21 protein-coding genes are annotated in these 22,920 nt (G+C 70.2%); 8 read left to right on the plus strand and 13 right to left on the minus strand.

Annotated features, from left to right (window positions below):
- Nucleotides 1-271: 271 nt before the first annotated feature.
- Nucleotides 272-1,456, minus strand: coding sequence for a damage-control phosphatase ARMT1 family protein (locus ACF9IK_RS10515; RefSeq protein WP_395293967.1), 1,185 nt, complete (start codon nt 1,454-1,456; stop codon nt 272-274).
- A gap of 144 nt (nt 1,457-1,600) precedes the next feature.
- Between ACF9IK_RS10515 and ACF9IK_RS10520 the strand changes: the two genes are divergently transcribed.
- The gene (locus ACF9IK_RS10520; protein WP_395293968.1) at nt 1,601-3,115 is read left to right on the plus strand and encodes a hypothetical protein; all 1,515 of its coding nucleotides are present in this window, start codon (nt 1,601-1,603) and stop codon (nt 3,113-3,115) included.
- 53 nt (nt 3,116-3,168) lie between these two features.
- Here the strand turns inward: ACF9IK_RS10520 and ACF9IK_RS10525 are convergent, their stop codons facing one another.
- The 6 genes from ACF9IK_RS10525 to ACF9IK_RS10550 all read right to left on the minus strand — a co-directional run bounded on the left by ACF9IK_RS10525 (nt 3,169) and on the right by ACF9IK_RS10550 (nt 9,055).
- Nucleotides 3,169-3,567, minus strand: a complete 399-nt coding sequence (locus ACF9IK_RS10525) for a hypothetical protein (protein WP_395293969.1) — start codon at nt 3,565-3,567, stop codon at nt 3,169-3,171.
- A 231-nt stretch (nt 3,568-3,798) separates the two neighbouring features.
- Entirely contained in the window at nt 3,799-4,341 is a 543-nt protein-coding gene (locus ACF9IK_RS10530) for a hypothetical protein (protein ID WP_395293970.1), read from the minus strand.
- The gene (locus tag ACF9IK_RS10535; protein ID WP_395293971.1) at nt 4,329-6,026 is read right to left on the minus strand and encodes an alpha/beta hydrolase; all 1,698 of its coding nucleotides are present in this window, start codon (nt 6,024-6,026) and stop codon (nt 4,329-4,331) included. The genes ACF9IK_RS10530 and ACF9IK_RS10535 overlap by 13 nt, the downstream gene beginning before the upstream one ends.
- Nucleotides 6,027-6,029: 3 nt before the next feature.
- The gene (locus tag ACF9IK_RS10540; protein ID WP_395293972.1) at nt 6,030-6,362 is read right to left on the minus strand and encodes a hypothetical protein; all 333 of its coding nucleotides are present in this window, start codon (nt 6,360-6,362) and stop codon (nt 6,030-6,032) included.
- A 282-nt stretch (nt 6,363-6,644) separates the two neighbouring features.
- A complete protein-coding gene (locus ACF9IK_RS10545) occupies nt 6,645-7,370 on the minus strand; it encodes an LAETG motif-containing sortase-dependent surface protein (RefSeq protein ID WP_395293973.1) in 726 nt (241 codons plus the stop codon).
- Between the two features lie 299 nt (nt 7,371-7,669).
- A complete protein-coding gene (locus tag ACF9IK_RS10550; RefSeq protein ID WP_395293974.1) occupies nt 7,670-9,055 on the minus strand; it encodes a choice-of-anchor A family protein in 1,386 nt (461 codons plus the stop codon).
- A gap of 232 nt (nt 9,056-9,287) precedes the next feature.
- Here ACF9IK_RS10550 and ACF9IK_RS10555 point away from each other — a divergent pair, with 232 nt between their 5' ends.
- Nucleotides 9,288-10,295, plus strand: coding sequence for a COX15/CtaA family protein (locus tag ACF9IK_RS10555; RefSeq protein ID WP_395298535.1), 1,008 nt, complete (start codon nt 9,288-9,290; stop codon nt 10,293-10,295).
- Nucleotides 10,296-10,395: 100 nt separating this feature from the next.
- Here ACF9IK_RS10555 and ACF9IK_RS10560 read toward each other — a convergent pair whose 3' ends face one another.
- Nucleotides 10,396-10,734, minus strand: coding sequence for a hypothetical protein (locus tag ACF9IK_RS10560; protein WP_395293975.1), 339 nt, complete (start codon nt 10,732-10,734; stop codon nt 10,396-10,398).
- A 72-nt stretch (nt 10,735-10,806) separates the two neighbouring features.
- Between ACF9IK_RS10560 and ACF9IK_RS10565 the strand changes: the two genes are divergently transcribed.
- Entirely contained in the window at nt 10,807-11,448 is a 642-nt protein-coding gene (locus ACF9IK_RS10565; RefSeq protein WP_395293976.1) for a DUF2461 domain-containing protein, read from the plus strand.
- An 82-nt stretch (nt 11,449-11,530) separates the two neighbouring features.
- Here the strand turns inward: ACF9IK_RS10565 and ACF9IK_RS10570 are convergent, their stop codons facing one another.
- Nucleotides 11,531-12,472: a heme o synthase gene (locus ACF9IK_RS10570; RefSeq protein WP_395293977.1), complete on the minus strand. Its 942-nt coding sequence runs from the start codon at nt 12,470-12,472 to the stop codon at nt 11,531-11,533.
- Between the two features lie 454 nt (nt 12,473-12,926).
- Between ACF9IK_RS10570 and tkt the strand changes: the two genes are divergently transcribed.
- The 5 genes from tkt to pgl all read left to right on the plus strand — a co-directional run bounded on the left by tkt (nt 12,927) and on the right by pgl (nt 19,883).
- Nucleotides 12,927-15,026, plus strand: coding sequence for a transketolase (gene tkt / locus ACF9IK_RS10575; RefSeq protein ID WP_395293978.1), 2,100 nt, complete (start codon nt 12,927-12,929; stop codon nt 15,024-15,026).
- Between the two features lie 110 nt (nt 15,027-15,136).
- The gene (gene tal / locus ACF9IK_RS10580) at nt 15,137-16,279 is read left to right on the plus strand and encodes a transaldolase (RefSeq protein ID WP_395293979.1); all 1,143 of its coding nucleotides are present in this window, start codon (nt 15,137-15,139) and stop codon (nt 16,277-16,279) included.
- Between the two features lie 61 nt (nt 16,280-16,340).
- Nucleotides 16,341-17,897, plus strand: a complete 1,557-nt coding sequence (zwf, locus tag ACF9IK_RS10585) for a glucose-6-phosphate dehydrogenase (RefSeq protein WP_395293980.1) — start codon at nt 16,341-16,343, stop codon at nt 17,895-17,897.
- Entirely contained in the window at nt 17,894-19,021 is a 1,128-nt protein-coding gene (opcA, locus tag ACF9IK_RS10590) for a glucose-6-phosphate dehydrogenase assembly protein OpcA (protein ID WP_395293981.1), read from the plus strand. The genes zwf and opcA overlap by 4 nt, the downstream gene beginning before the upstream one ends.
- A 73-nt stretch (nt 19,022-19,094) precedes the next feature.
- A complete protein-coding gene (gene pgl, locus ACF9IK_RS10595; protein WP_395293982.1) occupies nt 19,095-19,883 on the plus strand; it encodes a 6-phosphogluconolactonase in 789 nt (262 codons plus the stop codon).
- Between the two features lie 88 nt (nt 19,884-19,971).
- Here pgl and ACF9IK_RS10600 read toward each other — a convergent pair whose 3' ends face one another.
- From ACF9IK_RS10600 to ACF9IK_RS10615, 4 genes are all read right to left on the minus strand, one after another.
- Nucleotides 19,972-20,259: an RNA polymerase-binding protein RbpA gene (locus ACF9IK_RS10600; protein WP_030308030.1), complete on the minus strand. Its 288-nt coding sequence runs from the start codon at nt 20,257-20,259 to the stop codon at nt 19,972-19,974.
- Nucleotides 20,260-20,465: 206 nt separating this feature from the next.
- A complete protein-coding gene (gene secG / locus ACF9IK_RS10605; protein WP_395293983.1) occupies nt 20,466-20,702 on the minus strand; it encodes a preprotein translocase subunit SecG in 237 nt (78 codons plus the stop codon).
- 88 nt (nt 20,703-20,790) lie between these two features.
- Nucleotides 20,791-21,576 (minus strand): triose-phosphate isomerase, encoded by a 786-nt coding sequence (gene tpiA / locus ACF9IK_RS10610; RefSeq protein WP_395293984.1) that lies wholly within the window; start codon nt 21,574-21,576, stop codon nt 20,791-20,793.
- A gap of 4 nt (nt 21,577-21,580) precedes the next feature.
- The gene (locus ACF9IK_RS10615; RefSeq protein ID WP_395293985.1) at nt 21,581-22,786 is read right to left on the minus strand and encodes a phosphoglycerate kinase; all 1,206 of its coding nucleotides are present in this window, start codon (nt 22,784-22,786) and stop codon (nt 21,581-21,583) included.
- Between the last annotated feature and the right edge of the window lie 134 nt (nt 22,787-22,920).

Consider the following 22,920-nt stretch of genomic DNA (forward strand, 5'->3'; position numbering starts at 1 on the left):
TCTCTGTTGCACGTTCCCGAGCATTCCGATGACTTCTCAGATCCAGGTCTGAGCTGCTGCGAGGAGAAGTCTGCGGGCGTCCGTGTCATACAGGGCGCTCGACGCGAGCAGATCGAACACCCTTCGTTACTGCGCGACTGCCGCTGGACAGCTGAGCGGCAACTCCGCGCTGACGACCTCCGCGATCACCTGCTGATCGTCGAAGCCTCTGCGCGCGTTCCGGCTACCGGTGGAGGGCGACCTGGACGACGGCGTGGCGGCCGCTGGTCCGTCACGGCGTCCCGGTGCTGTCGAGGTGGGTCACGGTGTCCATGGCAACGCCGACGATCACGTCCGACTTCAGCGTTCGCAGGGCCGTGACGGACGTGGGGAAGTGGCCGGCCGTCTCGGTGAAGGAGGTGGTCGGCGGCCAGAGCTGATCGCCGACCAGGCGGCGGTAGTTGAGGTCGCCCTTGAGGATCGTCATCGCCGTACCGGTGAACTCGGCCCGGAGGTCGGCGGGCATGTCGCGGTACGGCAGCGGTGCACAGAAGAACGGATGCGTACGGACCACGAGAGCGCCGCTGTTCATCGCGTGCCACAGCCGCCTGCCGACCGCCGCAGCGACCTCCGAGGGCGCGGTGCGCAGCCGTTCGACCGAGGCGAGGACGTCGGCCATCGTCGCGTCCGACACGAAGTACGGCTGGGGCTTCACGTACAGGACGACTTGAGCGGACAGGCCGCCGCCCAGGAGGTGGTCGATCAGCACCAGGTCCGGCAGCAGCTCCCGGCCGGCGTTGTCCGCGACGACGCAGATCCGCCCGCCCCTCGTACGCTCCAGCTCGGACCAGAGAATCGCACGCTCGTCGGCAACCAGATCGGACGCGGTCGGCCCGCCGGCCTCGGCGGTGATCTGGAAGCTGAGATCCGCCCGGTTGCCCCACAGCGCGGACGACAGCAGGGCATCTGCCCTCCGCGTGGTCGACAGACCGTCGAGTTCGCTCAGAGCGGCCAGCTCCTCGTCCACCGCCGCCCCGGCCAGCTCCGCGCTCTTGAACGGCGCGAACGGGTCGACACCCTGCCAGGCACCGGGCCGGAAGTAGCCGATGGCGTCGAGCAGCCGACGGTAGAAGTAGCTCTCGGCCCACAGGAACGGCACATCGCTCCAGGGTCGGCCCCACAGGCCCGCGCCCCACTCCAGCCACTGGGCGTGGTCGTGGTCGCTCTCCGCCGGCGGCTCCAGAACGCCGGTGGTGCTGTCCGCCAGAAGCCGCTCCACCGCTGCGCGCTCGGCAGGGCCGTACGGCCGTGCATCGAGAACCTGCTGGACGAGCTTCGGGTGGCGCTCGTGGAACACGCCCCAGGCGAAGGATCCGGGGGCATCGATGCGAATCACGGGTGCGGTCATCACGTGGGTGCTCGTCTCTCTCGTCTTGAGCGGACCGTCGGGCAGCCCGGCAGTCTCGCCGACGGACACGCAATTCAAGATCAGTCACTGACTGCCCACCGGCCGGCGCCGACACTAGACGATCACCGTCACCAGGACTGCGACCATCAGCACCGCGCCGCTTGTGAATGCGTAGACTCTTCACGGCCGTACACGCCTGGGATTGGGGGGTTCGTGAGCGAAACGGAGCGTGAACTGCCTCCGCTGCGAGCCGGGCGACAACCTGCCGGGCTTGCGTTGCTGAAGATGCTGGATGACCCGAGAGCTCCACAGCTCTGCGTTGTTGCGGGGCCGCCGGGCATCGGCAAGTCCCACTTGCTGACCTGGTTGGCCGACGCCTGCAGCGGCTCTGACAGTCCGGCCGGCCGTCGACCGGATGTCGCGCTCTCGCTGTCGGGAATGACGGCGGACGCGACGGTCTGGATGTTGGCAGCCCGGCTGGGCGTCTATGCGCGTACTGCTTCGGATCTCGTGCTGGCTCTGCAGAAGAGCGACCGTCCGAGGCTGTTGCTGCTGTGGGATCTCGACCGTTCGACCGAGCCTGACGTCATTGCGCTGCAGGTGCTGGGGCGGCTTCGGGACGTGCCGAGGCTACGGGTGGTGGCCGAGAGCGTAGACGGTGTGAGGGATGCCCTCCCAGAGGCTGCTGTTCTTGACCTGGACGAGCCCCGATGGACCGACCCTCCGCGGTTCTCGGCCTGGTACGAGAAGCAGCGAGGCAATTCTCCATTCCGGGCTGCGGATGTCTACCCCAGTCCGGGCCTGGCGGAGCTCGCTGCGATGGTTCCGGCCGGAGTGTCCGGACAGCCAGCCGTGGATGTGCGTTCTGCGTGGTGGGCTGCTGTCGGAGACGAGGCGCGTCCGGCGTTTGCCGCGCTCGCCGGTGCGGAGCAGCCGCTCACCCTCGTCCAGTGGTCGGCCATCGCGGGTCCCGAGTCCGTCGAGGCTGCGGCTCAGCTGCTTCCTACCGACCCGAGCGCAGGCGGTACGTGGTGGTTACCAGCAGGGCCACTGAGGGACACGGTCACTGCCGGTGCAGACCCGGCCGACCCGGCTGAACTTGCGAGGGCTCTGGCCGGAACCATTCCCCGCCTCCCCGACCGTTCTCCCGACTACACGCATGCCGACCCGACAGAGCTGGGTCTCGTCCTGCGCCAGGCGATCCGCGCGGGTATGGCGGGCGAGGTACTCGAAGACGTCGAATTGCTGGCGCATGCCGACCCGGTAGCGGTCACCAGCGCGCTTGCTGCTGAGCCGAGCAGCTGGATCGCCAAGGCGTGGAGTCTTGCCGGGCCGGCATTGATCGACGAGCCGGATCCGACCGTTCGGGCCCTCATCCACTCCCGAAGCCTTGCCGAGGCCGCACTGATCAGATTGGCGTCCGGCGAGGGAAACCCATCAGAACTGCTCACGGCACTGCTGGACGCCGAACTGCTGGTGTGCCCTGACGCCCGGACAGGTGCGGTGTTGGTGACGACCGGAGCCAACGGCAAGGACGGCGTGGACGCATGCACCTCACGAAGCCACGTTCCGAGGCACTGGCCGGACTGCGTCCGGCTCTCCGGCCGTAGTCTTGCCACCACGTTCGAAGGGCTGGACCTACGACTCAACCCCGCGAGTCCGACGTCCCTCACCTTCCCGCTCGATGATCTCCGGCGGTTCGCCGAGGGCGTGCGCTCCCCCATATGAGAATGGCCTTCCTCCCGTGGTGACCCCTGGATCCAGGGGTCACCACCATCGATTCAGCGGCCGCGGCGGCGAGGCTCCTCGGGCTCCGCAGGCGGCTCCCACCCCTCGCGAGCCTTCTCCTGCAGTTCGGCGATACTCCCCGCCCTTGTCCGAGAACCAGGCAGGACCTGCCCCGACCAGCCGCCTTCGGTGTCAGCGGACAGCTCAGCCAAGGCCAGCGACGGCAGCAGCCCACGGGCCTTGGCCTCACGCAGCTTTCCGTACCAGTAACTGCCACTGTTCATGGCGACGGCACCGGCAGCGGGCCGGTCCACCCAGCCTGCGGCGTCGTCCGCGTCGCACGCCCACAGGTAACCGAGGATCCCGGTGCTATCGCTGGCAACCGCCACATACTCGACGGGCTTCTCGGTTCGGAACGCATAACGGACCGGTCCGCCCTCCACCAGTCGCATTTGCATGTCCAGCCCAAGGAGTCGGCTACCCTCGTTCCCAGTCATCTCTCAGTTCCCTTCACTTGGGGACCTACAGGACGGGCCGGTCCCCTCTCTGTCAGCGAACTCGACCATCTCACGCTCCACGCCACTGATTCCCACCCACCTGGTTCATCACCGAGCGTGGGAAGGAGTTCAGGCCACCGCCAGCCACCCCGACGTCCAGGCAGACCGGCTCCACCTGCCCCAACGTCAGGGCGACGGGGTCCCATTCGGCCAGACGCAGGGTGTGCTGACCTTCAGTGAGAGATTGCGGCTGCCGTCAGACACTCCGCTGAGAACCGCTATGAACTTGTTCTTCGGATTCTTCAGCTTCACCCAGTCGGTAGTGGCATCCGGGGCCAACTCGAACCCCTTCCCCATCAGAAGGGACCTGAAGGCGGCGTTGGCCTCCGCCTTCGCCTCCAGCGGAACATCTCCGAACCCGTACCCTCGCGCAGTCTCTTTCCTGCCGTGCGGACCGACGTCGTTGTGATCGCACTCCAGGTCGCTGAAGTCGCTCAAGGTGCTCGCCAGGGGCTGAACCGGCAGCTTCGCCTGGATCTCCGCGAGGTAGCTGTCGACCTGAGACTTTGCCTGCTCAAGCGTGATGGTTGCCTTTCTCCGTTCCGCAATGGTATCCGCCCCACAGGAGCTCAGAGTCATCGCCGAAACGGTCAGCCCAGCAATGACAGTCATCCGACGGAGCCACGGCGAAGCTTCAGGGGTGCGCCCGACAGCCCTCACGAGTTCCACTTCCCCACAATGATCTCCCCCATCGCCGCGAGCGAGCGCGAGTTTTCGTTCCAGTAGTCAGAGTGGCCCGTATCCGGACTGGTCGGAATTTTCCGAGCACCGAAGTCTGGAATCATGGGATCCCGCCCGTGAATCAGGTGATGGTCGGGATTCTGAATCAACCCGTACCACGTGCCGAGGTTGTTGCCTCCATTACTCGCCAGCTTGTCCGCGGTCTGGGGAAACGCCATATCGATCTTGTCGATGTCACCCTTCGCGACGAAGACGTGGGACGGATCGACACCGAGATCGCGGGCATGTTCGACGCCGACGCCGGGGCTGGCGATGAGGACGACGTTGTCCACCGGAAGACCTTTGTCGCGCATGGCATGGCCGACGGTCGTGGTTCCGTAGCTGTGGGCGAGAATCGTATTGCTCGAAGGATCTCCCTCGTGTGTCGCACGAAGTCCCGACTCGAAGCTGTGAAGGCTATTCGCCGCGCTCTTCGCGTAGGTGTCGAGCGTCGCATCCGGAACGATCGACTGCGGTGCGTCGTAGCCGACCCACGTGATCGATGACGTGGTCTTCGACCGCTTGGTGGCTTCATCCGCCGAGGCGACCATGCGATCCGACCGAATGATGTCACCGTTGATTTCACCGAGCCGCGCTCCAGTGCCGGGGACATATGTCGAGACATAGTCGGCAGTGTCAGGGTTGTTGACCGCGACGATGGCGTGGCCGTTGCCCTTGGTGTCGAAGCCGAGCAGGTAGGTGGGCGGATGCGCGTCATCGACCTTGGTCACCAGTCGCTTCTCGATGGCGTTCACTCCGGTGAGCTGCTCCTGCAGGAGGGCCTTCCTCCTCTCCCACTCGTCGTGGGCCGGGTTCGACACGGCACCGCTCATGCCTGCGATCTTCGCGGGCGGCTCGGGCCCCAGGTGGTCGAGCTGGAGCTGGAGGTTCTGCTTCGCCTGCTGCAGGGTGATGCGGTTGGCGCGGTCGCGGGCGATGGCCGGGATGCCGTCGAGGTTGCCGATCTGGTCGGGGTGGGCGTCGACGAACCTCTGCTGCTGAGCCTCGGTGAGGCCGCTCCACCACTGCTTGACACTGTTCGGATCGGTGCCCACAGCGGGAATGTTCTCGCGGGCGGTCTCGGCAGCCTGGTCCTGTGCCACAGTGGCGGCGTTCAGTCCGGTGCCGCTGCTCGCATTCGCCGCCAGACGGCTCAATCGCGCGCTGATCTCCTGGTCGGCGTGGACGGCGTCGTTGAGTGCGGCGGTGATGCGGTTGCTGACCGCTACGGCGCGCGCCTCGGCACCCGCGCCGGCGAAGTTCGGGGAGCTGGGCTCGTTGTCCCAGGTGATACGGCCGTCGGGGCCCACATTGAGCTTCGCGTTCCTGGCGTCGTCGAGGGCGCTGATCAAGTGCGACTGCGCCAGCGCGAACTGTTCGGCAGCGTTGTCGAGTGCCTTGCTGACGAAGGAGAGCTCCTGGCGGGCGGCCTGGAGCTCGCCACCCAGATCCTTGATGCGCCCCTGAGCCGTGTCGGAGGTGGGTCCGGTCCAGTGCGACGCGCCGAGCCGATCCGCCACCTCGTGCTGCCAGGCTTCAACGTGCTGCCCGAAGGCGGTGGCCAGTGCGTCGAAAGCGTTCTTCGCGATGGCGATGTTGTTGATGTTGGCGTTGTAGAGCGTGGCGATGTCCATCGGCTACTGCGCCTTCCGCTCGGCGGCGGCCCGCGCCTTCTCGGCGCCAGAGGTGTTCCCGGAGGCCACGACCGTCCCGAACGGGTCGGTCGCCGGGGGCGGCGTCGCGCCGCCCTGCGCAGGGCCTGCAGTGCCGCGGAGATGCGCGTAAACGCTCTGCTCCCCCTGCCGATACAAGGCCGCCGTCTTGACGAGCTTGGAGCCGACGTCCGACATGTCGCCGGAGAGCTTGTCCAGCAGTGCCTTCCAGTTCGTGCCGCAATTGTGTACAGCGCCTGCCGTGAGCCAGCCCTGAAGCGTAGCGGCTGCCTGATCGCTCGGCGCGATGATCTTCACCGTCTCTCCCGGCACCTGTCCCGCTATGTGCTGGGCGGTCTGCCCGCAGCCCTCCAGCGCCGCGGGATTGACCTTTAACTCGGAAGCGAGATCTGGATTCGGCACGGTTCCCCCCTGTGCGTCGAGTCAGTGTCGCGATGCCGAAAGTCTGCCGGGCCCGGCTTGTGCTGTACATGAGTACTCGTACTCATGTGGGCGCCTCGACGAGGCGCCCTCCGAACGTCGGCGGCCCCTCGCTCGATGGCGTGAGCAAGGGGCCGCCGTGCATGCTTCCAAGCGCTGTCAGTTCTCGCTGCTGCCGCGGCGCTTGCGGGCGACGAGGACGAGGGCGCCGCCGAGGAGGAGGACGCCGCCGCCGACGGCGGCGATCAGCGGGGTGGCGTCGCTGCTACCCGTCGCGGCGAGCGCGGGGACCGGGGCCGGGGTGGTCGGCGCCGGGGCGGGCGTGCGGGTCGGGGCGGGGGTCGCCGTCGCCGTCGCCGTCGGGCTGACGGTCGCGGTGGGCGAGGGCGTCCCGGTGGGAGTCGGGGTCGGGGTGGGGGTGACAGTCGGGGTGGGGGTGGGCGTCACCGTGGGAGTGGCCGTCGGGGTGGGCGTCTTGGTGGGCGTGGGGGTCGGGGTCGGGGTCGGCGTGTGGCAGACCTCGATCGTCTTGGTCTCGCTCTTGTTCCAGTCGCCGTTCTTCGGGTCCTCGGTGGTGGTGACGACGAAGGTCGCGCTGACCGGCTTGTCGTGGTCCTTCACGGGGAACGTCTCGTGGAACTCCCTGCCGAACACCTTCTGGTCCAGGACCTTCTCGCCGTCGACCGTCAGGCTGACGACGTTCTTCACACCCGCCTTGTCGCTGTAGTTGGTCAGGTCGATCACGATCTTGTCGCAGGTCACCTGCCACTTGGGAGTGTGCGCCGAGGCGTCCGCCGCCAGGGCGAGGGGCAGCAGGACGGCGGCCGCCGCCGTCCCGGCCAGTGCCGCGCCCCTGATCCCCCGCTGCCGCTGCTGTCGCGCCATTTCGTTGTCTCCTCCGAACGGTCTTGTGCAGCAGGCTTGTTGAGTGGTCTGGCGGTGGCCCGCTACGACTGTCCGGGGGACTCTACCGGCACTCCCACGCCTCCCCACACCCCACCGCGCGACCGGATTTCGGCTGTCCGTCCGGCCCCGGATGTGCATCGGAAGCCCATCACATCCGTGACCTCGGAGAACACCGGATCGACACACTTGATCGGGTTCCGTCACACCGGCCGGAAAACGACGCCCCCGGTGGTCGGGCCCGGCCACCGGGGGCGTCGGAGCGGTCAACCGCGGACCGGTCAGGCCTTCCTGGCCGCCCGTCGGCGGGTGGCCACCACGATCGCGCCGCCCGCGGCGAGGACGACCGCGCCGCCGATCGCCAGCGGGACGACCGGGCCGGAGCCGGTGTGCGCGAGGTTGCCCCCGGCGGTCGGCGTGGCGGACGGGCTCACGGAGGCACTCGGCACGCTCCCGGGGGCGGAGGCCGAGGGGGAGGCCGACGGGACGCCCGAAGCACCCGGGGTCGGCCGCCCGCTCACCGGGGCGGACGGGCTGCCGGAGCCGGACGGCGTACCGGGGACACCCGGCGCGGTCGAGGGCGCGGTCGCCGAAGGCGAACCGCCCGGGACCACCGGCGGCACGGTCGGCACCGTCGTCGGCGGCACCGTCGGGACGGTGGTCGGCGCCGGGACGACGGCCGGCAGGCAGCCGGTGAACGGGTAGTGGTGCGTCTCCGCGCCGCCCTTGCCGGTCAGCGACTTGGCGATCACCGAGCCGTTGACCGGGCCGCCACTGCCGAGGTCGAAGGCGGCGTTCGGCGCGAGCACGGTCCCGGCCCAGGCCGCCGCGCTGTTCTTGACCACCTTGCCGGCGGTCGGGAAGTTCCAGAGCAGCTTGGCGCGGACGGCCCCGCCCGCGGCGCTCTGCAGCTTGTCATCCAGGACGTAGGCCTTCCGGCCCTCGTCCCAGAGGTGGAAGCCGGTGGTCTTCGCCGCCGCCATGTCGTACGTGTCGCCGGTCACGTTGACCACGGTGACCGAGCCTGCCGGAACCTTCACGTACACGTCGGTGGCGCCCTGGAGCCTCTCCGCGGTGACGGTGAAGGTGTTCAGCCCGGTGCCGGTGCCGCCCAGGTAGAGGTCGGCTCCCTTGGCCTCGACGGTGGCCGCGGCGGTCTGCGACACGGCGCCGAGCGCGGCGGAGGCGGCCCGCAGCGCGGCGAACTCGGCCTTGAAGTCGATCGGCGACACGCCCTGGCCGACCCGGCCCTGGTGCGCCTCGACCACGGCGCCGGGGGCCTTCGCGCCGTAGACGCCGTTGCCCTTCATCACCTGGGTGCTGTGCCCGGTCACGGTGCCGGCCACGACCAGCGCGTTCCCGCCCGGCAGTGCGGCGACCTGCTCGGGGGTCAGCTCCTGGCCGACCGAGAAGCCGCCGGTGAAGTCGGCGTTGCCGCCGACCGCGACCGCGCCCTCGGCGTCCGGGGTGTGGGTGTCGTCGCCCTCGACGAACTCGCCGTAGAGGCTGGCGACGCCGAGGCTCCGGCACGGCGCAGCGGAGGCGCCGGCCGCACCGGGCCCGGCGGCGTGCGCCGCCGGGACGACGAGGGCGATCGGGGCGGCGAGGCCGGCCAGGGCGAGGGATCCGCCGAGCGCGAGCGCGGCGGCGGGTACGGGTATGCGCATGTGCAGGATCTCCGCTGGGACGTGCGGGGTGGGTGGAAGGCCCGAGGAATGGTCTGGACCAACCTGCACTCTTTCGGCCATCTCGCCGATTGGTCAAGACCAATCGCCACCTCGCCCGAATGATCCCTTTTACACGGGTGCACCCGCAGGTCGCGGCCTGCGCCCGTGAAACGGCGGGGCCGCGCCGCACCGGCCCGGCCCCGCCCCAAGATCGCCTGTAAAGCCGCCTACGATTGACCCCGTGCGTACCCCCTTTTCCCTGCTCGCCGAGCGCTGGCAGCCCTCCGCCGCTACGGTCAGGCGCGCCGCGCTCGCCGCGCTGGTGATGAGCGTGGTGATCGTGGTCACCGGCGGCGCCGTCCGGCTCACCGCCTCCGGCCTCGGCTGCACCACCTGGCCCCGCTGCACCGGCGAGAGCCTGACACCCACCCCCGAGATGGGCTTCCACGGCATCGTGGAGTTCACCAACCGGATGCTCACCTACGTGCTGAGCGCAGCGGTCGGCTGGGCCATCCTCGCCGCCCGCTGCCACCGCCGGCCCTCGGCCGAGGGGTCCGGCACCCCTTGGCGGCGCAGCCTCACCAAGCTCGGCTGGGCACAGTTCTGGCTGGTGATGAGCAACGCCGTGATCGGTGGCATCACCGTGCTGACCGGCCTCAACCCGTACACCGTCGCGGTGCACCTGATCTCCGCGATGGCGCTGGTCTGGGTCGCCCTGCTGATGTGGGAGCGCGCCAAGGAGGGCGACGGCCCGGCGCAGCCCGCGGTGGCCCGGCCGATCATCCGGCTCTCGTACGTCCTGGTCGCCGTGGTCGGCCTGCTGGTCGCCGCAGGCAGCCTGGTCACCGGCGCCGGCCACCACCCGGGCACCCCGCGGGACAACAAGATCGTCCCGCGCATCCCGATCGACTACGACCGCCTCGCCCAGGCCCACGCAGACCTGGCCTTCCTCTCCGTCGGCCTCGCCGTCGCGGTGGTCTTCGTGTTCGCCGCGGTGAAGGCCCCGCCGGCCGCCCGCGCAAGGGCCAAGGAACTGCTCGCGGTGCTGCTGCTCCAGGGCGTGCTCGGTTTCGTCCAGTACTTCACCGACGTCCCGGAGCTCCTGGTCGGCCTGCACATGCTGGGCGCCGCGCTCACCTGGATCGCCGTGCTGCGCGTCCCGCTGGCTCTGCGGGTCCGCACGGACGGCGCGCCCGCGGTCTTCCGCCCCGCCGACGAACGCCGGCCCGCAGCGGTCTGATCACCGCCCGGCCGCACCAGGCCCCGAGCGGGCCGAGCACGAAGCAGGGCCTCCGGTCGACGAGACCGGGGGCCCTGCGGCGTTCGTACGACCGGGGCGGTCAGCCGCCGACCTGGATGCCGGCCATGCGCTTCCACTCGTACGGACCGGTCTTCACCTTGAGGGCCAGCTCGCCCTCGAAGTCGTCGTGCAGGGTGATCCCGGCCAGCTCGGCGGCCCGCCGGCCGACCGCGTAGCTCGGCGCGACCTGGTCGCCCCAGGCGCCGTCCGCGCCGACCACGACGATCCGGGTGGCGACGCCGCCGACGTACTCGACGACACCGTCGGCGCTGCCGCCGTGCTGCTCGGCGAAGCTGGTCAGGTACTTGGCGATGCGCTTGGCGCGGCGCTCGGCGCGGGCGTCCGGCGCGGCGGGGGTGGCGGTCTCTGCGCTGCTCATGCCCGCATGCTACCCATCGGTAGCGGCGCTGGCGACGGGAGCGGGCTGTGCACCGGGCCACATACTGGTGGCGTGACCTTCCAAGGCTGGCCCGCCGAGGCCCTCGACTTCTACGAACACCTGGAGGCCGACAACTCCAGGACCTTCTGGCAGTCCCACAAGGAGCAGTACGAGCAGACCGTCCGCGAGCCGATGGAGCGGCTGCTGGCCGAGCTGGAGCCGGAGTTCGGTCCGGGGAAGATCTTCCGCCCCAACCGCGACGTCCGGTTCAGCGCCGACAAGTCGCCGTACAAGACGCACATCGGCGCCCACCTCACGGCCGGCGGCTACGTACAGCTCTCCGCCGACGGCCTGGCCTGCGGCAACGGTCTCTACCAGCTCGCCCCCGACCAGCTGGAGCGCTACCGGGCGGCCGTCGCCGAGGACGTCACCGGCGCCGAGCTGGAGCGGGTGATCGACGCCGTCCGCGCGGCCGGCCCGCAGGTGGTCGGCCGGGACAGCCTGAAGTCCGCCCCGCGCGGCTACCCCAAGGACCACCCCCGGATCGAGCTGCTCCGCCACAAGGGGCTGATCGCCTGGCAGGAGTGGCCGCCGGCGAAGTGGCTCGGCACCAGGACGGCGTACCAGCGGATCACCGCCTTCCTGCGTGCCTCCCAGCCGCTCAAGGACTGGCTGGACGGGCACGTCGGCCCGTCCGAACTCCCGCCCCGCTGAGGGGCGCCGCACCGGAACCCGCCGTGTCGCGGAACGCCGGAGGGCCCCGGTCCGCAGACCGGGGCCCTCCTGACGAACGGGGCTACTTCACGAACGGGTCGATCGCGATCACCACGAAGAGCAGCGTCAGGTAGGTGATCGACCAGTGGAACAGCCGCATCTCCTTCAGCTTGGCGCCGACGATCCCGGCCTTGGCCCGGGCGTAGAGCCCGTGCGCCTCCTTCAGCCAGGCGCCGCCCAGCACCACCGCGGAGACCGGGTACAGCCAGCTGGTCTGCGCCAGCGGCCAGAGCGCCAGCGAGACGGCCACCATCACCCAGGAGTAGGCGACGATCTGCTTGGCGACCGCCAGGTTGCCCTTGATCACCGGGAGCATCGGGACGCCGGCCCGCTCGTAGTCCTCGCGCACCTTCATCGACAGCGGCCAGTAGTGCGGCGGCGTCCAGAAGAAGATGACGAGGAAGAGCACCAGGGCCGACCAGGACACCGAGTTGGTGACCGCCGCCCAGCCGACGAAGACCGGCATGCAGCCGGCGATGCCGCCCCAGACGATGTTCTGCGCGGTGCGCCGCTTCAGGCCCAGGGTGTAGACGAAGACGTAGAAGAGCAGTGCCGACAGCGCCAGCAGCGACGACAGCGGGTTGACCAGCGCGGCCAGCCAGAGCGTCGAGCCGACCGCCAGCGTGATGCCGAAGACCAGCGCCTCGCGCGGCGACACCATGCCCGTGACGAGCGGACGCCGCTCGGTGCGCGACATGACCGCGTCGATGTCCCGGTCGATGTACATGTTGAGGGCGTTGGCGCCGCCCGCCGAGAGGTAGCCGCCGATGACCACCTTCAGCACCAGCAGCGGATCCGGAACACCGCGCTGCGCCAGGAACATCACCGGTACGGTGGTGATCAGCAGCAGCTCGATGATCCGAGGCTTGGTCAGTGCGACGAATGCGCCGACACGGGCCCCGAACGGCCGGTGCGCAGGCGTCGCCCCGGTGACCCCGGCGGGACGGGATTCGACGGCGGTCACTAACACCCCAACTGAAGATGAACCTTCGCAGGCGTCCTCCGGAACGAAGTTCCCGAATCGTCCGCTCTGCGCGTACCACGCCACCTTAGACGCTCCATATCTCCCCACCGGCTCCGGGGTCCCCCGGCGAGGCGTAACGCACACCCCTGGGTGAACAGACGAAGCTGGTTCCGTGCGGCACCGGTCCCCCGTCCCGGCCCTCGGGCAGGCGGAGGCCGCGAAAACAGGAGAGCCTGGGACAAACCCGCCCACAGGGCTCTCGTGGGAATCGCCATACCGAAATCACCGTTCTCTCAGCACGGAGGGTGAGCCTCGGCCCGGACGGTAGGCTCACACCGAGAAGCGGGATCTACCCTCCGTGACCGGCACCACCAAGCGTCAGGCCCCAGCGACGTGGCCGACCCGGTCCCCCTCACGGGGTCACTCTTCAATACGGAAGGAGCCCTGAGACAGGGTGAGCACGACGCCGACGAATGCATTCGAGTGGTCCGAACTCGACGAGCGGACCGTGGACACGGCGCGCGTCCTGGCCATGGACGCGGTCCAGAAGGTCGGCAACGGGCACCCCGGGACGGCCATGTCGCTGGCCCCGGCCGCGTACCTGATCTTCCAGCGCTTCCTGCGCCACGACCCGACCGACCCGTCCTGGGCCGGTCGGGACCGGTTCGTCCTCTCCCCCGGGCACACCAGCCTGACGCTCTACACCCAGCTCTACTTCTCCGGCTACGGCCTGGAGCTGGACGACCTCAAGGCCTTCCGGGTCGCCGGCAGCCGCACCCCGGGCCACCCTGAGCACGGCCACACCGCGGGCGTCGAGACCACCACCGGCCCGCTCGGCCAGGGCATCGCCAACGCCGTGGGCATGGCGATGGCCGCCCGCTACGAGCGCGGCCTCTTCGACCCGGACGCACCGGCCGGCGAGTCCCCGTTCGACCACACCATCTGGGCCATCGTCTCCGACGGCGACCTGGAGGAGGGCATCTCCGCCGAGGCCTCCTCGCTGGCCGGCCACCAGAAGCTGGGCAACCTCGTCGCCCTGTACGACGACAACCACATCTCGATCGAGGGCGACACCGAGACCGCCTTCTCCGAGGACGTCCTCAAGCGCTACGAGGCCTACGGCTGGCACGTCCAGCGGGTGACGCCGAAGCCCAACGGCGACATCGACGTCGCCGCGCTGGCCGACGCGCTGGCCGCCGCCAAGGCCGAGACCTCCCGCCCGTCGATGATCGCTATGCGCACGATCATCGCCTGGCCGGCCCCGGACGCCCAGAACACCGCCAAGGCCCACGGCTCCGCACTCGGCGCCGCCGAGATCGCCGCCACCAAGAAGGTCCTGGGCTTCGACCCGGAGAAGACCTTCGAGGTCAGCGACAAGGTGATCGAGCACGCCCGTCAGGTGATCAAGCGCGGCAAGGCCGCCCGCGACGCGTGGCAGCAGTCCTTCGAGGTCTGGCGTGCGGCCCACCCGCACCGCGCCTCCGAGTTCGACCGCATCCAGGCGGGCGAGCTGCCCGAGGGCTGGAAGAAGGCCGTCCCGGTCTTCGAGGCCGGCAAGGAGGTCGCCACCCGCAAGGCGTCCGGCGAGACCCTCAAGGCGATCGGCGCGGTGATCCCGGAGCTGTGGGGCGGCTCGGCCGACCTCGCGGAGTCCAACCTCACCACGATCGACGAGGACAGCTCCTTCCTGCCCGAGGGCAACCCGCTGAAGAGCGCCAGCCCGTACGGCCGGACGATCCACTTCGGCATCCGCGAGCACGCCATGGGCTCGACCATGAACGGCATCGCGCTGCACGGCCGGACCCGCGTGTTCGGCGGCACCTTCCTGGTCTTCGCCGACTACATGCGCCCGGCCGTCCGCCTGGCCGCACTGATGAAGCTGCCGGTCACCTACGTCTGGACGCACGACTCGATCGGCCTCGGCGAGGACGGCCCGACCCACCAGCCGGTCGAGCACCTTGCCTCGCTGCGCGCCATCCCGGGCCTCGCCATGGTCCGCCCGGCCGACGCCAACGAGACGGCCGTCGCCTGGCGCACGGTCATCGAGCGGCAGACCAGCCACCCCGGCCCGGTCGGCCTGGCACTCACCCGCCAGAACGTCCCGACCTTCGACCGTGAGGTGTTCGGCTCCGCCGAGGGCACCGCGAAGGGCGGCTACATCCTGGCCGAGGCCTCCAACGGCGACCCGCAGGTGATCCTGATCGGCACCGGATCCGAGGTCCAGCTGGCGGTCAAGGCCCGTGAGGTCCTGGAGGCCGAGGGCGTGGCGGTCCGCGTCGTCTCGATGCCGTCCTTCGAGTGGTTCCAGGAGCAGGACCAGGCCTACCGCGACAGCGTGCTGCCGCCGTCGGTCAAGGCCCGCGTCTCGGTCGAGGCCGGCATCGCCCAGGGCTGGCGCGAGCTGGTCGGCGACCACGGCCGGATCGTCTCGCTGGAGCACTTCGGTGCCTCCGCCGACTACAAGGTGCTGTTCGAGGAGTTCGGCCTGACCGCCGAGCGCGTCGTCGCCGAGGCCCACAACGCGCTGCGCTCGCTGGAAGCCGTCAACCGCTAGCGGTCGCCCCGGCCCCCTGCGGGCCCACGGCCGCGCGCTCGCCCGCACAGCGGGTGCGCGGCCCTCTGATCTACCCCACGAAGAACAGAAGAAATAAGGACTGAAGCACCATGACTGACGCACTGAAGCGCCTCAGCGACGAAGGCGTGGCGATCTGGCTGGACGACCTCAGCCGCAAGCGACTGAACACCGGCAACCTGGCCGAGCTGGTGCAGAACAAGCACGTGGTCGGTGTCACCACCAACCCGACCATCTTCCAGAAGGCCATCGCCGGCAGCGGCGACAGCTCCTACGACGGCCAGCTGCGCGACCTCGCCGTCCGCAAGGTCACCACGGACGAGGCCGTCCGTATGATCACCACCTCGGACGTGCGCGACGCCGCCGACGTGCTGCGCCCGGTCTACGACGCCTCCAACGGCCGCGACGGCCGGGTCTCCATCGAGGTCGACCCCCGCCTGGCCCACGAGACCGCGGCCACCGTGGCCGAGGCCAAGCAGCTGTGGTGGCTGGTGGACCGCCCTAACGTGTTCATCAAGATCCCCGCCACCAAGGCCGGCCTGCCCGCGATCAGCGAGGTCATCGGCAAGGGCATCAGCGTCAACGTCACGCTGATCTTCTCGCTCGACCGCTACAAGGCCGTCATGGACGCCTACCTGACCGGTCTGGAGGCCGCCAAGGCCAAGGGCCTGGACCTCTCCCAGATCGAGTCGGTCGCCTCGTTCTTCGTCTCCCGCGTGGACACCGAGATCGACAAGCGCCTGGACAAGATCGGCGGCGACGCCAAGGACCTGCGTTCCAAGGCGGCCCTGGCCAACGCCCGCCTCGCCTACCAGGCGTACGAGGAGGTCTTCGGCACCGTCGACGGCAAGACCGCCGGCAGCGACCGCTGGAAGGCCCTGGAGGCCGCCGGCGCCAAGCCGCAGCGCCCGCTCTGGGCCTCCACCGGCGTCAAGGACCCGGCTCTGCCGGACACCCTGTACGTGACCGAGCTGGTCGCACCGGGCACCGTCAACACCATGCCCGAGGCCACCCTGGACGCCACCGGCGACCACGGCGTCGTCACCGGCGGCACCATCGTGCCGAACTACGCCGACGCCAAGGCCGTCATGGACGCGATCGCGGCCGCCGGCGTGGACTACGACGACGTCGTCCAGGTCCTGGAGGACGAGGGCGTCGAGAAGTTCGAGCAGTCCTGGAACGAACTGCTCGACACCGTCACCGCCTCGCTGGCCTCCTTCGCCGCCGAGAAGTGATTCCTGCTCACAGTCAGCGCACGAAAGCGGAGCACATCAAGTGAGCAATGATTTCCCTGAGTTGACGTCGGACTCGGACGCGGGCAACTCCCAGCCGACCCCCGTCAACCCGCTTCGTGACCCGGCAGACCGGCGGCTCCCGCGCATCGCGGGGCCGTCCGGTCTGGTCATCTTCGGGGTCACCGGCGACCTGTCCCGCAAGAAGCTGATGCCGGCCATCTACGACCTGGCCAACCGCGGCCTGCTGCCGCCGGGCTTCTCGCTCGTCGGCTTCGCCCGCCGCGAGTGGGAGGACGAGGACTTCGCGAAGGAGGTCCACGACGCGGTCAAGGAGCACGCGCGGACCCAGTTCCGCGAGGAGGTCTGGCAGCAGCTCGCCAAGGGCATGCGCTTCGTCCAGGGCGACTTCGGCGACGACGACGCCTTCGACAAGCTCCGCGAGACCATCGAAGAGCTCGACAAGGCACAGGGCACCAGCGGCAACTTCGCCTTCTACCTGTCCGTCCCGCCGAAGTTCTTCCCCACCGTCGTCCAGCAGCTGAAGAAGCACGGCCTGGCCGACCCGCCGCAGGGCTCCTGGCGGCGCGCCGTCATCGAGAAGCCCTTCGGCCACAACCTGGAGAGCGCCCAGGAGCTGAACCGGATCGTCCACGAGGTCTTCCCCCGGGACGAGGTCTTCCGGATCGACCACTACCTGGGCAAGGAGACGGTCCAGAACATCCTGGCGCTCCGCTTCGCCAACCAGATGTTCGAGCCGATCTGGAACCGGTCGTACGTCGACCACGTGCAGATCACCATGGCCGAGGACATCGGCATCGGCGGCCGTGCCGGCTACTACGACGGCATCGGCTCCGCCCGGGACGTCATCCAGAACCACCTGCTGCAGCTGATGGCGCTCACCGCCATCGAGGAGCCGGCGTCCTTCCACCCGAAGGCGCTGGTGGCCGAGAAGCTCAAGGTGCTCAGCGCCGTCAAGCTCCCGGCCGACCTCGGCAAGCACACCGTGCGCGGCCAGTACGCGTCCGGCTGGCAGGGCGGCGAGGAGGTCGTCGGCTACCTCGACGAGGACGGCATCAACCCGGACTCCAAGACCGACACCTACGCCGCCATCAAGCTGGAGATCAACAACCGCCGCTGGGCGGGCGTGCCCTTCTACCTGCGCACCGGCAAGCGGCTGGGCCGCCGGGTCACCGAGATCGCGGTGGTCTTCCAGCGCGCGCCGTACCTGCCGTTCGACTCCTACGCGACCGAGGAACTGGGCCAGAACGCCCTGGTCATCCGGGTGCAGCCGGACGAGGGCGTGACGGTGCGGTTCGGGTCCAAGGTGCCGGGCACCTCCTTCGAGGTCCGGGACGTCACGATGGACTTCGCCTACGGCGAGTCCTTCACCGAGTCCAGCCCGGAGGCGTACGAGCGGCTCATCCTCGACGTGCTGCTCGGCGACGCCAACCTGTTCCCGCGGCACCAGGAGGTCGAGCTCTCCTGGCAGATCCTCGACCCGATCGAGGAGTACTGGGACGCCCACGGCAAGCCCGCCCAGTACGCGGCGGGGACCTGGGGCCCCGTCGAGGCGGACGAGATGCTCGCACGAGACGGCAGGAGCTGGCGCCGGCCATGAAGATCGACCTCACGGACACCACGTCCGGCAAGATCAACGCCGCGCTGATGGCGGCGCGGCGGGCCAGCGGCTCCACCGCGGCCGGCATGGTGCTCACCCTGGTGATCGTGACCGACGAGGGCAGCGCGTACGACGCCCTCAAGGCCGCCAACGACGCCTCCCGCGAGCACCCGTCGCGCACCCTGGCGGTCATCAAGCGCGCCGGGCGCTCGCCCCGGGCCCGCGCCGAGACCCGCCTGGACGCCGAGATCCTGGTCGGCTCCGACGCCGGCTCCGGCGAGACGGTCATCCTGCGCATGCACGGCGAGCTCGCCTCGCACGCGCAGTCGGTCGTCCTGCCGCTGCTGCTGCCGGACGCCCCGGTGGTGGTCTGGTGGCCGGACAACGCCCCGCTGCACCCGGCGCAGGACCCGCTGGGCTCGATCGCCCAGCGCCGGATCAGCGACGCCGTCACCGCCGAGTCCCCGGTCGGACAGCTCGCCCAGCGGGCCGAGAGCTACACTCCCGGCGACACCGACCTGGCCTGGACCCGGATCACCGGCTGGCGCTCGATGCTGGCCGCCGCGCTGGACCAGCGGCCCTCCACGATCACCTCCGCGGTGGTCGAGGGCGAGTCGTACAACCCCAGCGTCGAGCTGCTCGGCCTCTGGCTGCACAGCCGGCTGCACGTACCGGTCGAGCGGGTCGTCACCGGCGGCCCGGGCATCACCGCGGTGCACCTGCGCACCAAGGACGGGGACATCACCCTGGACCGCCCGGACGGCCTGATGGGCACGCTGTCCATGCCCGGCTCGCCGGACCGCCAGGTGGCGCTCAAGCGGCGCGAGACCTCCGAGCTGATCGCGGAGGAGCTGCGCCGGCTCGACCCGGACGACATCTACGCGGCGGCCGTGCGCACCCCCGTGGACCGGCTGCGCGAGCCGGGCAACGCCGAGACCGCGGCGGCCGAGAGGGCCGCGGCGGCGGTCTCCGAGGCCTCGGTGGCCGCCCCGGCGCGGGTGACCGCCAAGCTCCCGGCGGCCGGGACCGACGCGGCCGAGCCCGCGGCGGCCGATGGCGGCGCCGCGGCCAAGAGCCCGGCGAAGACGGCGGGCAAGCGCACGACCCGGAAGAGCGACTCGTGAACCGGCGCAGCGGGTTCACCGTCACGTGGTCGCCCGGCCGGCCCGGCGCCGACCGGCGGCACGGGGAGGGGGCATGACCGCCGCCACCCCCCAGCTGGTCGTCCACCGGGACAAGGAACTGATGGCCCAGGCGGCCGCGGCCCGGCTGATCACCCGGATCGTGGACGCCCAGGCCGCCCGCGGCACCGCCTCGGTGGTGCTCACCGGCGGGCGCAACGGCAATGCCCTGCTGGCCGCCATCGCCGCATCCCCGGCCCGGGACGCGGTGGACTGGGGCCGGCTGGACCTCTGGTGGGGCGACGAGCGCTTCGTGCCCTCCGGAGACCCGGAGCGCAACGCCGTGCAGGCCCGGGCGGAACTGCTCGACGCCGTCCCGCTCGACCCGTCGCGGGTGCACGAGATGCCCGCCTCGGACGGGGTGGACGGCTCGGACGTGGAGGCGGCCGCCGCCCGCTACGCCGAGGAGCTGGCCGCGGCGGCCGGGCCGGGCGACCGGCTCGGCGTCCCGACCTTCGACGTGCTGCTGCTCGGCGTCGGCCCGGACACCCACGTCGCCTCGCTCTTCCCCGAGCACCCGGGCGTCCGGGAGACCGAGCTGACGGTGGTCGGGGTGCGGGGCGCACCGAAGCCCCCGCCGACCCGGGTCTCGCTGACCCTCCCGGCGATCCGGGCGGCCCGCGAGGTCTGGCTGCTGGCGGCGGGCGAGGACAAGGCGGACGCCGTCGCGCTCACCCTGTCCGGCCCCGGCGCGCTGCAGGCGCCCGCCTCGGGCGCGTACGGGCGGGCCCGCACGCTGTGGCTGCTGGACCGGGCCGCGGCGGACCGCATCCCGCCCCAGCTCTACCCGCCGGCCTCGGCCTGACCGGCCCCGGACCGGGAGACACCGAAGGGCGCCCCCGTCGGAAGACGGTGGCGCCCTTCGCCGTTGCTCGTCACTCGCCGGACAGGGCTCAGATCTCGCCGCGCAGCTTGGCCAGCGCCTCGGCGAGGATCGCCTCGCCGTCCGCGTCGGTGCGCCGCTCGCGGACGTAGGCCAGGTGGGTCTTGTAGGGCTCGTTGCGCGAGGGGGCGGGCGGGTTGTGCTCGTCCTGGCCGGCCGGGAAGCCGCAGCGCGGGCAGTCCCAGGTGTCCGGGATGACCGCTTCGGCGGCGAAGCTGGGGCGGGTCTCGTGCTTGTTGGCACACCAGAAGGAGATCCGGTTGCGCGGGGCGGACTCGCCGCGCTCCGCCTCCCCCATCGGGCCGGCTCCGACCCTGCTGCCACGGATGGCGTTGCCACTTGCCACGGTCTGACTCCCTGCGTGCTGGTGCGCCGACCCGCCGCGGTGCGCGTCGGTGACGAAAGTCGTCCTAGTGTAAGCAGGAGTTAAGGATGTACCACCCACCGGCTCCGCCCCGGACCGTTCCAGCATAGGCCGCGGGGCGACGGGACGTCAGAGATACGTCAGCTCTTGTACTTCAGCACCAGGCCGAGCACGACGATGCAGGCGAACCAGGCAACACCGATCACGATGGTGATGCGGTCCAGGTTGCGCTCGGCCACCGCCGAACCACCGCCGGTGGACATCGCACCGCCGCCGAACATGTCGGACAGGCCGCCGCCCTTCCCCTTGTGCAGCAGCACCAGGAGGATCATCAGCAGGCTGAAGATGATCAGGGCAATCGAGAACCCGATAACCACGACGGGACCAACTCTCTCGTATCTTCGGCGAAGGGGCCGGACCCGTGATTGGCGGTCCGGCCCCAAAGCCTACGTTGCTGCGGCGGCGTTAGCCTACTGCCTGCTCACGGTAGCGCACGATCTTGACGAACTCGTCGGCGTCCAGGGAGGCACCGCCGATCAGGCCGCCGTCGATGTCGGGCTTGGCCATCAGGCCGGCCGCACTGGAGGACTTGACCGAACCGCCGTAGAGCACCCGGACCTTGCGGGCAAGCTCGGCGCTGTAGAGCTCGGCGAGCCGCGCGCGGATCGCGGCGCAGACCTCCTGGGCGTCCTCGGGGGTCGCCACCTCGCCGGTGCCGATCGCCCAGACCGGCTCGTAGGCCACCACCAGGGTCTCGGCCTGGGCGGCCGGGATGTCCTGGAGGGCGCCGTCGAGCTGGGCCAGGGTGTGCTCGACGTGGGTGCCGGCCTTGCGGATGTCCAGCGGCTCGCCGATGCAGAGGATCGGGACGATCCCGCTGCGGAAGGCGGCCTTCACCTTGGCGTTGACGATCTCCTCGTTCTCGCCGTGGTACTGGCGGCGCTCCGAGTGGCCGATCACCGCGTAGGTGCACTTCAGCTTGGACAGCATCGGGCCGGAGACCTCGCCGGTGTAGGCACCGGAGTCGTGCTGCGAGATGTCCTGCGAGCCGTACTTGATCTTCAGCTTGTCGCCGTCGACCAGGGTCTGCACCGAGCGCAGGTCGGTGAACGGCACCAGCACCGCGACCTCGACCGACTCGTAGTCCTTGTCGGCCAGCGCGAAGGCCAGCTTCTGGGTGTGCTGGATGGCCTCAAGGTGGTTGAGGTTCATCTTCCAGTTGCCCGCCATCAGCGGGAGACGCTCAGTCATTGCTTCAGCCTTCCAGGGCGGCGAGACCGGGGAGCGTCTTGCCCTCCAGGTACTCAAGGCTCGCGCCACCGCCGGTCGAGATGTGCCCGAACTTCTCCTCGTCGAAGCCCAGGATGCGGACGGCCGCGGCGGAGTCGCCGCCGCCGACCACGGTGAACGCGTCGCTGTCGGTCAGGGCCTGCGCGACGGCCTTGGTGCCCTCGGCGAAGGTGGGGTGCTCGAACACGCCCACCGGGCCGTTCCAGAACACCGTCTTCGCGTCGGCCAGCTTCTCAGCGAACAGGGCCCGGGTCTTCGGGCCGATGTCCAGACCCTCCTTGTCGGCCGGGATCCCGTCCGCGTCGACGACCTCGAAGTCCTCGACCGGGGCGTGCGTCCTGGTGTCCGGGAAGCTCGCGGAGACCGCGACGTCCACCGGGAGCACGAACTCGACGTTGTTCTGCTTGCCCCGCTCCAGGTACTCCAGAACGGTCGGGACCTGGTCCTTCTGCAGCAGCGAGATGCCGACCTCGTTGCCCAGCGCGTACAGGAAGGTGTACGCCATGCCGCCGCCGATCAGGATGCGGTCGGCCTTGCCGAGCAGGTTGTCGATCACGCCGACCTTGTCGGACACCTTGGAGCCGCCGAGCACGACCACGTACGGGCGCTCGACCTCCTCGGTGAGGCGCTTGAGCACGCCCACCTCGGTGGCGATCAGGTCGCCGACGGCGTGCGGCAGGCGGGCCGGCAGGTCGTAGACGGAGGCGTGCTTGCGGTGCACCGCACCGAAGCCGTCGCCGACGTACAGGTCGGCAAGCCGGGCGAGCTCGTCCGCGAACGCGCCGCGCTCGGCGTCGTCCTTGCTGGTCTCGCCGGCGTTGAAGCGCAGGTTTTCGAGCAGCGTGACCTCGCCGTCGGCCAGGGCGGCGACGGTGGCCTTCGCGCTCTCGCCCACGGTGTCGGCCGCGAACGCGACCGGCTTGCCGAGGATCTCGCCCAGCCGGACGGCGACCGGGGCGAGGGAGAACTGCGGGTCCGGCTCGCCCTTGGGGCGGCCGAGGTGGGAGGCGACCACGACCTTGGCACCGCGCTCCAGGAGCTTGGCGATGGTCGGGGCGACAGCGCGGATCCGGCCGTCGTCGGTGATCGTCCCGCCGGACAGCGGCACGTTCAGGTCAGCGCGCACGAACACGCGCTTGCCGGCGACGTCGAGGTCTTCGATGGTCTTCACGGTCTTCGGTCTCCTGGGGAGAGTGTGGAGCAGGCGACGGCACAACGGTGGGCCGTCAAGGGGGAGTTGAGGGTGCGCAGACGAGGGCCCGGACGGCGTCGAAGCCTTCCGGGCCCTCCCCCTTACTTCACTTC

It is taken from the genome of Kitasatospora hibisci, assembly GCF_043950205.1.
Taxonomy (GTDB): domain Bacteria; phylum Actinomycetota; class Actinomycetes; order Streptomycetales; family Streptomycetaceae; genus Kitasatospora; species Kitasatospora hibisci.